Genomic DNA, 12,406 nt, shown 5'->3' on the forward strand with positions numbered 1-12,406 from the left:
CAGCAATCGTTGGTTACATCTTTGATTTCTCGCGGAGTAACTTGTGATGCTGATAATCTTGTTGACTATCAGTCTGACTCCACAAGCACCCACACGAATTGCTTGATTCAGTTGTTAAAGAGCGGTTGGTTAAGATCTTTCGTCTCAACCGAGGCGCGCATTCTACAGCAGCCTCTGTTGCTGTCAAGCGGTTATTTTCCGAAGTTTTCAAAGTTTCCTTTGCAACTTCAACCACTTGCGCTTTCGATCTCTCGTTAGCGGGAGGCGAATTCTACAGCGTTACTCGCTGCTGTCAACACCTCTTTTACACCGCTTTCGACCGAGAAGATCGAATCGTCAATCAAGCTAAACCACCCTGCCTGACCGACTCCTTCTGGGCTTCGATGACCTGAAGCAACTCGCTGTCGAAAACTGCACAACTCGTTGTTTACCAAGGAGTTTTCCGTTTCGACTGCGCCGGAAGTGGGGCGAATTATAGACTTCCAGAGTCTGCCGTCAACCCCTAATTTGAGCTTTATTCGGATTTGAGCGTGATACGCGCAAATGCCTTCTTCCCAGCCTGGCAAACATGGGTCGCGCCCAGTACGTATATAAAGGTGCGATCGACAACCTCACCATCTATACGCACACCACCAGAACCTAGAAGGTCCCGCGCGACAGCCGAGTTCTTGACCAGACCTGCCTTATTAAGGACAGCAGCGATCGGCATGTCTTCAGTAGCAGTCAATTCGATCTCTGGCAGATCGTCCGGCAGTTCGCCTTCCTTCATCCGGTTACCCGCCGCACGGTGAGCATTGGCCGCAGCCTCTTCACCATGGAAACGCGCAACGATCTCCTCGGCCAGCTTGATCTTGATATCACGCGGATTGGCACCCGCCTCGACATCAGCACGGAATGCATTGATCTCATCCATGGAGCGGAAACTGAGCAATTCGAAGTAGCGCCACATCAGCGCATCCGGAATGGAAACCAGTTTGCCGTACATCACACCCGGCGCTTCCTGAATACCCACGTAGTTGCCCAAGGACTTGGACATCTTCTTCACACCGTCCAGACCTTCGAGCAGCGGCATGGTCAGAATGCACTGAGCCTCTTGACCATATCCGCGCTGCAGTTCGCGCCCCATCAACAGGTTGAATTTCTGATCAGTACCACCCAACTCGACATCCGCGCGCAAGGCTACCGAGTCGTAACCCTGAACCAGCGGGTAGAGAAACTCATGAATGGCGATTGGCTGATTGGTGGTGTAGCGCTTATAGAAGTCGTCGCGCTCGAGCATGCGAGCCACGGTGTACTGAGAAGTCAGACGAATGAAATCGGCCGGCCCCATCTGATCCATCCAGGTGGAGTTGAACGCAACTTCGGTTTTCGCCGGATCAAGAATCTTGAAAACCTGGGTCTTGTAGGTCTCGGCATTCTCGAGAACCTGCTCGCGGGTAAGAGGAGGACGCGTCGCACTCTTGCCACTCGGATCGCCGATCATCCCGGTGAAGTCACCTATAAGGAAGATCACCTGATGCCCCAGCTCCTGGAACTGGCGCAGCTTATTAATAAGCACGGTATGACCCAGGTGCAAATCCGGCGCGGTCGGATCGAAGCCTGCCTTAATACGTAGCGGCTGGCCACGCTTGAGCTTTTCGATCAGCTCGGACTCGACCAACAGTTCTTCCGCACCACGTTTAATCAGCGCTAGCTGCTCTTCAACCGACTTCATAACAGACCCGCAAGGCTCGAATTCAAAGGGAACCAACCATACAAGATCGCGCGTCAAATACAAGTTTTGCCCGGCGCACGGACGCCAATCCACGGACACAGCGTTCGCGGACTTGCTTCAGAGATGATTTGGTTATATTTTATACAGTTATTTCATCTTCATCATGTCATTCATCTTTTCCAATTCATCTTTTTCAAAGTCAAAAATTACCTATGACCAAAGAATCGTCTAAAGCGCCGCCGCTTTACCCGAAGACCCACCTGCTCGCAGCAAGTGGCATCGCCGCCCTTCTGAGCCTGGCGCTTCTGGTATTTCCTTCCAGTGATGTTGAAGCCAAAAAGACGACCCTGAGTCTTGAACTGGAAAGCCCAGCTGAACAACTGACACAAGATCAAGACGCTGCCGAAGCGGTCCAGGCCACAAATGAGCCAGCAGCTTCCCCTTTCGCGCAGATCGAAAACAGCGCCGAAGAACCCCAGGAAACCGCTCAGGCCGCGCCGGCGCCGGCGCCTGTGATCGAAGAAAAGAAGTCTCCAAACCACAGGGAAGTGATCGTTTCTAAAGGCGATACGCTCTCCACACTGTTCGAAAAAGTCGGCCTCCCAGCTGCTTCGGTGCATGAAGTGCTGGCCAGCGACAAACAAGCCAAGCAGTTCAGCCAACTCAAACATGGCCAGAAACTCGAATTCGAACTGAGCCCCGATGGCCAGCTGAGCAACCTGCACAGCAAGGTCAGCGACGTCGAAAGCATCACCCTGACCAAGAGTGACAAGGGTTATGCATTCAACCGCATCACCGCCAAGCCGACCGTGCGCTCTGCCTACGTTCACGGCGTGATCAACAGCTCGCTGTCGCAGTCCGCTGCACGCGCCGGCTTGTCCCACAGCCTGACCATGGACATGGCCAGCGTGTTTGGCTATGACGTCGACTTCGCCCAGGATATTCGCCAGGGTGACCAGTTCGACGTGATCTACGAACAGAAAGTCGTCAACGGCAAGGCTGTCGGTAATGGCCCGATCCTTTCCGCTCGCTTCACCAACCGCGGCAAGACCTACACCGCCGTGCGTTACACCAATAAACAAGGCAACAGCAGCTACTACACTGCTGACGGCAACAGCATGCGCAAGGCGTTTATCCGTACCCCGGTGGACTTCGCCCGTATCAGCTCGAAATTCTCGATGGGCCGTAAGCACCCGATCCTGAACAAGATCCGCGCTCACAAAGGCGTCGACTATGCAGCGCCGCGCGGCACCCCAATCAAGGCAGCGGGTGACGGCAAAGTGTTGTTGGCCGGTCGCCGCGGTGGCTACGGCAACACCGTGATCATCCAGCACGGCAGCACCTACCGTACGCTGTACGGCCACATGCAAGGCTTTGCCAAAGGCGTGCAGACTGGCAGTAGCGTCAAACAAGGCCAAGTGATCGGCTACATCGGGACCACCGGACTTTCCACCGGACCGCATTTGCATTACGAGTTCCAGGTCAATGGCGTGCACGTCGACCCACTAGGCCAGAAAGTGGCGATGGCCGATCCGATCTCCAAAGCTGAACGCGCACGTTTCCTCGCGCAGAGCCAACCGCTGATGGCGCGCATGGATCAAGAGAAATCCACGCAACTGGCTTCGAGCAAGCGCTAAGCCATGGCTCTCTATATAGGTGTGATGTCCGGGACCAGCCTCGATGGCCTGGACATTGCGCTGGTTGAGCTGGCCCCGGCGATCAAACTGATCGCCACGCACTACACCCCAATGCCTGAATCCCTGCGCGCCGAGCTGCTTGGCTTGTGCGCCAGCGGCCCGGACGAGATTGCCCGCTCCGCCATCGCCCAACAAAACTGGGTGAAGCTGGCAGCACAGGGCATTCACTCCCTCCTTGATCAACAAAACCTGAAGCCTGAAGACATTCGTGCGATTGGCAGCCATGGCCAAACCATTCGCCACGAGCCGGCGCGCGGCTTCACCGTGCAGATTGGCAACCCTGCCCTTCTGACCGAGTTGACCGACATCACCGTGGTCAGCGACTTTCGCAGCCGCGATGTTGCGGCTGGCGGACAAGGCGCCCCACTGGTCCCTGCCTTTCACGAAGCGTTGTTTGAAGAGCGCGCAGGCAATCGCGCGGTATTGAACGTTGGCGGATTCAGCAACCTCAGCCTGATTGAACCTGGCAAACCGGTAGCCGGTTTCGACTGCGGCCCGGGCAATGTGCTGCTGGATGCCTGGATTCACCAGCAACGCGGAGACAACTTTGATCGCGATGGCCAATGGGCTGCCAGCGGCAAGGTCGAACCGGTTCTGCTGAATGAACTGCTGAGTGATCCATTTTTCGTGACCAAAGGCCCCAAGAGCACCGGCCGCGAAGTGTTCAACCTTGCATGGCTGACACAGCATCTATCGAAACTGTCGACCTTCGCCGTCGAAGACGTGCAGGCCACCCTGCTCGAACTGACCGCATTGACCATCGTCGAGTCACTGCAAAGCGCTCAATCAGATACCCAGGAGCTGTTGGTTTGCGGCGGCGGCGCGCACAACGCCACGCTGATGAACCGCTTGGCCAGCTTGCTGCCAAACACCAAGGTCAGCAGCACCGCGGCTTACGGTGTAGACCCGGACTGGGTCGAAGCCATGGCCTTCGCCTGGTTGGCCCATTGCTGCCTTGAAGGCATCGCTGCCAATCGCCCGAGCGTCACCGGCGCCCGCGGCCTGCGCGTACTCGGCGCCATCTACCCCGCTTAATCTGCACACAGCAAAACGCCGCAGAGCCCTGAGGCCATGCGGCGCTTGGTGATGCGATGATTGCGATCAGATCGAGAACGAAGAGCCGCAGCCACACGTGGTGCTGGCGTTCGGATTCTTGATCACGAAGCGCGAACCTTCCAGACCTTCCTGATAATCCACCTCGGCACCTGCCAGGTACTGGAAGCTCATCGGATCAACGACCAGACTCACCCCTTCGCGCTCGACAATGGTGTCGTCATCGGCCACTTCTTCATCGAAGGTGAAGCCGTACTGAAAACCTGAACAACCGCCGCCCGTAACGAATACGCGCAGCTTCAAGCGATCATTCCCCTCTTCATCGACCAGGCTCTTCACCTTGTGCGCGGCACCGTGGGTGAATTGCAAAGCCGTGGGGGTGAAGGATTCGACGCTCATGCTAACTATCTCCCGGCGTTACGCCGCCATAATGCGTGATGACGCGCATTATCCGCTTCTCCTAGAAAATCGGTCAACTATTGTTACGGTATATCAATCAACCCAATCGTAAGCCCGGAATGCAGAAAGGCCCGTCAGACGGGCCTTTTTGCTGAGCAGGATAAAGCCTTACGGAAGCATGCCTGCGTGGGACAAGCCAAGACGTTCATCCAGACCAAACAGGATGTTCAGGTTCTGTACCGCCTGACCCGACGCACCTTTCACCAGATTGTCGATTACCGACAACACCACCACCAGATCACCATCCTGCGGACGATGCACCGCAATACGGCAAACGTTGGCACCGCGCACGCTGCGGGTTTCTGGATGGCTGCCGGCAGGCATGACATCGACGAACGGTTCGTTGGCATAACGCTTTTCAAACAACGCTTGCAGATCCACGGAGCGATCCACGACAGTCGCGTAGAGCGTCGAGTGGATGCCTCGAATCATTGGCGTCAGGTGCGGAACGAACGTCAGACCGACGTCCTTGCCCGCAGCACGACGCAGACCCTGGCGGATTTCCGGCAGGTGACGGTGACCTTTGACGGCGTAAGCCTTCATGCTTTCCGACGTCTCAGAGTACAGCGAACCTACAGACGCGCCACGACCGGCACCACTGACACCGGATTTGCAGTCAGCAATCAAGCGAGTGGTATCGGCCAGACCGGCTTCCAGCAATGGCAGGAAACCCAATTGCGTAGCCGTCGGGTAGCAACCCGGCACGGCGATCAGGCGGGCCTGCTTGATTTGCTCGCGATTGACCTCCGGCAAGCCATAGACCGCCTCTTCCAGCAGTTCCGGCGCGCCGTGCGGCTGACCGTACCACTTGGCCCATTCATCGGCGTCTTGCAGACGGAAGTCCGCCGACAGGTCGATGACTTTGGTCCCGGCCGCCAACAGTTCGCCAGCCAGCGCATGGGCAACACCATGAGGCGTGGCGAAGAACACCACGTCGCAAGCACCCAGCGTCTTGATGTCCGGAACGCTGAACGCCAGACCGTCGTAATGACCGCGCAGGTTCGGATACATATCAGCCACGGCCAGACCGGCCTCGGATCGGGAAGTGATGACTGCCACTTCAGCTTGCGGATGTTGCGCCAACAGACGCAGCAGTTCGACACCGGTGTAACCCGTGCCGCCGACGATACCGACCTTGACCATAAACCTGCCCTCAACGAACCCACTGGAAAGCCGTCGATAATAGGGGCCGCGCGGCTCTGCGACAACCGTCAAGGTGACGTGCGGCGGCACAAGCCTCTACTATTCGGGCTACCGTGAACCTGGGAATAACTAAAAATGCTTTATCTGTGGCTCAAAGCGCTTCACATCGTCAGCATGGTCTGCTGGTTTGCCGGCCTGTTCTACCTGCCGCGCCTGTTCGTCTATCACGCCCAAAGCGAAGACACCGTCAGCAAGGAACGCTTCAGCATCATGGAGCGCAAGCTGTACCGCGGCATCATGGGGCCAGCCATGATCGCCACCTTGATTTTCGGCATCGCACTGATCGGCCTGAACCCAAGCATATTCAGTCAGGGTGCGTGGATTCACGCCAAGTTGACCCTGGTGGTGATCCTGATCGGCTACCACCACATGTGCGGCGCCCAGGTGAAACGTTTTGCCCGTGGCGAGAACACCCGCAGCCATGTCTTTTATCGCTGGTTCAATGAAGTCCCGGTTCTGATATTGCTGGCTATCGTAATTCTGGTCGTGGTTCGGCCGTTCTAATTCCAATAAGCACAAATCACCGGGGTACTTCCAATGTCGCTGCCCGCTCTGCTCGAACAACGCTTGCGTCTGCCTGTGGTGGCAGCGCCAATGTTCCTGATCTCCAACCCACAACTGGTGCTCGCCTGCTGCCGCAATGGCGTGGTGGGCAGCTTCCCCGCACTGAATCAGCGCGAGAGCAGCGGCTTCAAGGCCTGGCTGGAAGAGATCGAAGCAGGATTGGCGACATTGGACAATCCAGCGCCTTATGCGGTGAACCTGATCGTCCACAACAGCAACCCGCGGCTGCAAGCGGATCTGGAGATCTGCATCGAGCACAAAGTGCCGATTGTGATCACCAGCCTCGGCGCCGTGAAAGAACTGGTCGATGCAGTGCACAGCTATGGCGGTCTGGTGTTCCACGACGTGACGACTCGCCGCCATGCAGAGAAAGCCGCCGAGGCCGGCGTGGATGGCTTGATCGCCGTGGCAGCAGGCGCCGGTGGACACGCCGGAACCTGGAGCCCGTTCTCGCTGATTGCCGAGATACGCCAATTCTTCGACAAAACCCTGCTGCTGGCCGGTTGCCTGAACCACGGCCACGAGATTCTCGCGGCACAATTGCTTGGTGCGGATCTGGCCTACTTCGGTACGCGATTTATCGGCACCACCGAAAGTCATGCGTCTGACGCCTATAAAGAGATGCTGCTGACTTCCAGAGCGGCGGACATCGTCCATACTCCAGCGGTGTCGGGAGTACCGGCGAGCTTTATGCGTCAGAGCCTTGAGGCTGCAGGTTTCGACATGGCAGCGCTGCAAGGCAAGGGCGAAGTGAACTTCGGCTCCAAACTCAAGCCCATGAGCGATGAAGCTAAAGCCTGGAAAACCGTCTGGTCCGCAGGCCAGGGTGTCGGCGAGATCGATGACCTGCCGAGTGTCGATCAATTGGTCGCTCGCCTCGATGCCGAGTACCGAAAAGCACTGGAGCTGGCGGCAACGCTGCCCAAGCGCTGGCCACGCTGACAGGAAAACTTGGCCAGCCCATTTCGGCTGGCCTTACACTCCACCCGCAATACTCCCTGAAACATTCGCGACAAGGATGCCTCGCAATGAGCGAAAACCGTTTCAAGATCGTGTTCGACGGCGCTCTGCTGCCAGGTGTTGACGTCACCACCGCCAAGCTCAATCTCGCCGAGTTGTTCAAAAGCGATGTGGCTGCCATCGAGCGGCTGTTCAGTGGCAAGCCGGTTGCGCTCAAACGCGACCTGTCGCAGGTCGATGCGCAAACTTATCTCCAGGCGCTGACCAAAACCGGTATCGATGCCCGGATCGAAAGTGAACCGTCGATCGAGCTGAACCTGTCTGACGTTCATGAACACGCCCCTGTGGTCGCGGCAGATCCCGAATCCCCTTACGCACCACCCCGGGCTACCGTTGGCGAAGTTTTGCCTGAATTCTCCACACTCAAGCCGTTCAGCTTCGAGGGTCGGGTCGGCCGCTTGCGCTATCTGGCCTGGACGATGTCGCTGACGCTGGTAACCCTTGGTGTTGGCGCTGTGCTTGCTGTTTTCGGCTTGGCCCTCATCACTACGGACACGACCGCCGGCCTGATTCTCGGTGGCCTGCTGGTCTTTATTCTCGTCGTGGCGCTCGCGTTCGTCAGCATTCAGTTCAGTGTCCAGCGCCTGCACGATATCGGCTGGTCTGGCTGGCTCTGGCTGCTGACCCTCGTGCCATTCGTGGGCAGCATCTTTCCGTTCGTGATGATGATCGCGCCGGGTAACAACACCGCCAATCGATATGGTGCGCCAGCACCGCCCAACAGCACCGCGGTCAAGGTCCTGTCTTCACTGTGGCTGGTGTTTATCGCGATCCTGTTCATCGGCGGACTGACCGGTGGCCTTACTACCATCCAGAGCGAATATGAAAGCGCCACCCAGAGCAGCTATGAAAGTGACTCCGTGACCACCGAAGAGATCGAAGATCAAGCCGCTGTGGAAGCAGAGCCAGCGCCAAATTCGGCCGACGAAGCAGCCGAAGCAGCCCAGCCCCCTGTAGACTCTGCGAAAGAATGAACAGCGCTCCCCGTCCGTGACACCTGCGTCGCCGGCGCGGAGCTGATGCGATGGAGAAATGCATGACCCGTTACGCTCTGATCACTGGCGCTTCCAGCGGCATCGGCCTGGCGATGGCCGAAGCGCTGGCCCGGCGCGGCCGCAGCCTGATTCTGGTGGCCCGTCAGCGTGATCAGCTGGAAAGTATTGCTATTGAGCTAACCCAACGTTTTGGCGTGGAGGTGTTGTTCCGAGCCTGTGACCTCGGCGAGCCGCTACGGCTGTCCGGTTTTCTGCTGGAGCTGGAGGAAGGTGACCGACAGATCGATTTGCTGGTCAACTGCGCCGGCATCGGCACCTGCGGCCCTTTTCTGGCTCAGGACTGGATGACTGAGCAGGACCTGATCGAAGTGAACATCCTCGCGCTCACTCGCCTGTGTCACGCGATCGGCAACAGTATGGCGCTGCAGGGCGGCGGGCAAATTTTGAATGTCGCCTCGGTGGCGGCGTTCCATCCCGGCCCGTGGATGAGTACTTATTACGCCAGCAAGGCTTATGTGCTGCACTTTTCCGAAGGGTTGCGCGTCGAACTGAAAAAATGTGCGGTCAAAGTGTCGGTGCTCTGCCCCGGGCCTACCCGCACGGCATTTTTCCGCACCGCGCAATTGGACGCTGGCAAACTGATCGACAGCAAAATGCTGATGAGCCCCGAGGAGGTCGCGCTCTACACCGTGCGGGCTCTGGAGAAAAATCGCGCCATCATTATTCCGGGTCGACGCAACCGCTGGCGCGCCTTCCTGCCGCGACTCGGCTCGCGCTGGCTGACCCGGACAATCGCCGGCATGGTCAACAAGGCTTACTGCCCGCGCTGATCGCACCCTCAAGGTAAAAGGCTGGGCTCGGGCATAACCCATGGTTACACTCAGGCCAGCCCAAACAACGGAGAAAACAGCTGTGGATACTCTGTTCACCAAGATCATCAACCGGGAAATCCCGGCCAAGATCATTTACGAGGACGACCAGGTACTGGCCTTCCACGACATCGCCCCACAGGCACCGGTGCATTTTCTGGTGATCCCGAAAAAAGCGGTGCGCACGCTTAACGACCTGACCGAGGACGACAAGGCATTGGCTGGGCATATTCTGTTCACCGCCCAGCGTCTGGCCCTGGAACTGGGTTGCGAAGAGGGCTTCCGCGTGGTCATGAATTGCAATCCACTGGGTGGGCAAACCGTCTATCACATTCATATGCACGTGCTGGGTCAGCGCCAGATGCATTGGCCGCCGGGCTGATTGCAGTAAACCTCGTGGGGGTGGGCAACCGCTCCCACAAGTACCTGCGTCGCAATGACCCAGCGCAAACCTTCCCCGGCCGATTGGGTTAAACTGGCCGCCGAGATTCTTCCCGGAGGTCAGCATGACTACCCAACGTCACTACTCGCCGATTGACCGCCTTCTGCTGCAAGCCGATGCCGCGATGCGTACCTTGTTGCCCTTCAGTGGTCAGCCGTACCGTCCTTCACCCGCTATCGTTCAGCCGGATGCGCAAATGAGCGACGAAGACACCCGGCACGTCGCCGGCCTGATGCGCATCAACCATACCGGCGAAGTCTGTGCCCAGGCGCTGTATCAGGGTCAGGCCCTGACCGCCAAGCTGCCGCAAGTGCGCGCCGCCATGGAACATGCCGCCGAAGAAGAAATCGACCACCTGGTCTGGTGCGAACAACGCATAAAACAGTTGGGCAGCCACACCAGCATTCTCAATCCGCTGTTCTACGGCATGTCGTTCGGGATTGGCGCGGTGGCCGGGTTGATCAGCGATAAAGTCAGCCTGGGTTTCGTTGCCGCAACCGAGCACCAAGTGTGCAAACACCTGAACGAACACCTTGAGCAACTGCCAGCCGAGGACGAAAAGTCCCGGGCGATCCTCGAGCAGATGCGCATTGATGAAGAACACCACGCCGAAAGCGCGCTGGAGGCTGGGGGTTTCCGCTTCCCGGCACCGGTGAAGTTCGGCATGAGCCTGATGGCCAAGGTCATGACCAAAAGTACTTATCGGATCTGACCGCCAAATCCCGAGCACAAAAAAGGGCGCTTTTCAGCGCCCTTTCTTTTTGCTCGCAGAAAATCAGCTCGACATGTTGCGCGCGTAGAAGATTTCCAGCATTTCGTGTTTCACACGCTCGGTCACCTGAGCACGCTGCTCAGCGGACAGGTTGCTGGTGGCGTCGCCGAACAGGTAGTTATCCAGTTCGAAGTTCTTCAGCAGCATTTTGGTGTGGAACAGGTTTTCCTGGTACACGTTCACGTCGGTCATCTGGTACGCGTCGCGGGTGTCTTCGGAAAGGTAGTTCTGAATCGAGTTGATCTCGTGGTCGATGAAGTGCTTTTTGCCTTCCACATCACGGGTGAAGCCGCGCACACGATAATCCACGGTCACGATGTCCGAATCGAACTGGTGAATCAGGAAGTTGAGCGCCTTGAGCGGTGAAATGACGCCACAGGTCGACACATCAATGTCCACACGGAACGTTGCGATGCCATCGTCCGGATGGATTTCCGGGTAGGTGTGCACCGTGATGTGGCTCTTGTCGAGGTGGGCCAGGATAATTTCAGGAAGCGGGCCCGGGGACTCTTCGATCTGACTGTCGGTCGGGGTCACCGGTTCTTCGGAGATCAGGATCGTGACACTGGCGCCCTGGGGTTCATAGTCCTGACTGGCGATGTTCAGGATGTTGGCACCAATGATATCGACAACTTCTGTGAGGATCTGCGTCAGGCGCTTCGCGTTGTACTCTTTATTGATGTACTCGACGTAAGCCTGTTGGTCCTGCGGGGTTTCCGCGTAGCAGATGTCATAGATGTTGAAGCTCAAGGTCTTTGTCAGGTTATTGAACCCGTGGAGCTTGAGTTTGCTTTTCACCGTTAAGACTCTCTATGTATTGCGGCCCGGCCGCATGATCAAGCATGCCCGTCAGATGCGAACGACACACCTGCGTAGGACGGTTAACACCTCTTCGCAATGGCGACTTTGGTTGTCTGTTCGGGTGCGCGGTCTGTCGACGGACAGGCCACTACCCTGAAAAAAGTGGCGCATTGTGCAGACGTCAGCTTGGGATCGCCACAGTCTGCACTGCCTTTATGATAGTTGAATGTCGATTCAACCGAGCTCGATGATCTCGTAGTCGTGTGTGATCTCTACGCCCGCCGCACCCAGCATGATCGACGCCGAGCAATACTTCTCGGCAGACAGCTCGATGGCGCGTTTGACCTGGGCTTCTTTCAAGCCGCGGCCCTTGACCACGAAGTGCATGTGAATCTTGGTGAAAACCTTCGGATCTTCGGTGGCACGCTCGGCTTCGAGGAAGGCTTCACAGCTTTCAACGGCCTGACGGGACTTCTTGAGGATGCTGACCACGTCGAAATTGCTGCAACCGCCAACACCCAGCAGAAGCATTTCCATCGGCCGGACACCCAGGTTGCGACCGCCGGCATCGGGCGGACCGTCCATGACCACGACATGACCGCTGCCGGATTCGCCGAGGAACATGGCTTCGCCAGCCCATTGGATGCGTGCCTTCATCGCCAAGACTCCACTGTATAAAAAAGGGTCGCCAGCTTAGCACAGGGGCCTTGATTGACGGCGTCTCGCCTTCCTACGACGCAAGCCGCTGCGCTGTAGGTAAATTCTCGAATATTGCAGGAAGTGTCTGTTAAGCTGGCGCCAATTCACTGGCGCATAG

At 57.4% G+C, this 12,406-nt stretch carries 13 protein-coding genes; 8 read left to right on the forward strand and 5 right to left on the reverse strand.

The features are described from left to right. Nucleotides 1–514 precede the first annotated feature (514 nt). Nucleotides 515–1,714 carry a tyrosine--tRNA ligase gene (tyrS, locus tag ACYZTZ_RS25110; RefSeq protein ID WP_056741332.1) on the reverse strand — a complete coding sequence of 400 codons (1,200 nt, stop codon included), beginning with the start codon at nt 1,712–1,714 and terminating at the stop codon, nt 515–517. Nucleotides 1,715–1,926: 212 nt separating this feature from the next. On the opposite strand from tyrS, the gene ACYZTZ_RS25115 reads away from it, so the two are divergent. Further along, on the forward strand, nt 1,927–3,351 hold the full coding sequence (locus ACYZTZ_RS25115) for a peptidoglycan DD-metalloendopeptidase family protein (RefSeq protein WP_462000005.1): 1,425 nt from the start codon (nt 1,927–1,929) through the stop codon (nt 3,349–3,351). Nucleotides 3,352–3,354: 3 nt separating this feature from the next. After that, on the forward strand, nt 3,355–4,446 hold the full coding sequence (locus tag ACYZTZ_RS25120) for an anhydro-N-acetylmuramic acid kinase (protein WP_462000006.1): 1,092 nt from the start codon (nt 3,355–3,357) through the stop codon (nt 4,444–4,446). Nucleotides 4,447–4,512: 66 nt separating this feature from the next. On the opposite strand, the gene erpA is transcribed toward ACYZTZ_RS25120, so the two are convergent. Both erpA and argC read right to left on the reverse strand, forming a co-directional pair. Further along, nucleotides 4,513–4,863, reverse strand: a complete 351-nt coding sequence (gene erpA, locus ACYZTZ_RS25125) for an iron-sulfur cluster insertion protein ErpA (RefSeq protein WP_007947969.1) — start codon at nt 4,861–4,863, stop codon at nt 4,513–4,515. A 168-nt stretch (nt 4,864–5,031) separates the two neighbouring features. Then, nucleotides 5,032–6,066, reverse strand: a complete 1,035-nt coding sequence (gene argC / locus ACYZTZ_RS25130) for an N-acetyl-gamma-glutamyl-phosphate reductase (RefSeq protein WP_046045401.1) — start codon at nt 6,064–6,066, stop codon at nt 5,032–5,034. Between the two features lie 135 nt (nt 6,067–6,201). Between argC and hemJ the strand changes: the two genes are divergently transcribed. The 6 genes from hemJ to coq7 all read left to right on the forward strand — a co-directional run bounded on the left by hemJ (nt 6,202) and on the right by coq7 (nt 10,728). Continuing rightward, nucleotides 6,202–6,630: a protoporphyrinogen oxidase HemJ gene (hemJ, locus tag ACYZTZ_RS25135; RefSeq protein WP_046045400.1), complete on the forward strand. Its 429-nt coding sequence runs from the start codon at nt 6,202–6,204 to the stop codon at nt 6,628–6,630. A gap of 33 nt (nt 6,631–6,663) precedes the next feature. Beyond that, nucleotides 6,664–7,632 carry an NAD(P)H-dependent flavin oxidoreductase gene (locus ACYZTZ_RS25140; RefSeq protein ID WP_462000007.1) on the forward strand — a complete coding sequence of 323 codons (969 nt, stop codon included), beginning with the start codon at nt 6,664–6,666 and terminating at the stop codon, nt 7,630–7,632. A gap of 86 nt (nt 7,633–7,718) precedes the next feature. Further along, entirely contained in the window at nt 7,719–8,684 is a 966-nt protein-coding gene (locus ACYZTZ_RS25145) for a DUF805 domain-containing protein (protein ID WP_462000008.1), read from the forward strand. Between the two features lie 62 nt (nt 8,685–8,746). Then, nucleotides 8,747–9,535 carry an SDR family NAD(P)-dependent oxidoreductase gene (locus ACYZTZ_RS25150; protein WP_046045397.1) on the forward strand — a complete coding sequence of 263 codons (789 nt, stop codon included), beginning with the start codon at nt 8,747–8,749 and terminating at the stop codon, nt 9,533–9,535. 82 nt (nt 9,536–9,617) lie between these two features. After that, on the forward strand, nt 9,618–9,956 hold the full coding sequence (locus ACYZTZ_RS25155) for a histidine triad nucleotide-binding protein (RefSeq protein ID WP_008147240.1): 339 nt from the start codon (nt 9,618–9,620) through the stop codon (nt 9,954–9,956). A gap of 124 nt (nt 9,957–10,080) precedes the next feature. Continuing rightward, a complete protein-coding gene (gene coq7 / locus ACYZTZ_RS25160) occupies nt 10,081–10,728 on the forward strand; it encodes a 2-polyprenyl-3-methyl-6-methoxy-1,4-benzoquinone monooxygenase (RefSeq protein ID WP_008147238.1) in 648 nt (215 codons plus the stop codon). A gap of 63 nt (nt 10,729–10,791) precedes the next feature. Here coq7 and speD read toward each other — a convergent pair whose 3' ends face one another. Beyond that, complete coding sequence (gene speD, locus ACYZTZ_RS25165) at nt 10,792–11,586, reverse strand: adenosylmethionine decarboxylase (protein WP_056741326.1); 795 nt, start codon at nt 11,584–11,586, stop codon at nt 10,792–10,794. A gap of 237 nt (nt 11,587–11,823) precedes the next feature. Beyond that, on the reverse strand, nt 11,824–12,246 hold the full coding sequence (locus tag ACYZTZ_RS25170) for an OsmC family protein (RefSeq protein ID WP_008061600.1): 423 nt from the start codon (nt 12,244–12,246) through the stop codon (nt 11,824–11,826). Nucleotides 12,247–12,406: the final 160 nt, after the last annotated feature.

It is taken from the genome of Pseudomonas sp. LB3P58 (assembly GCF_054897895.1).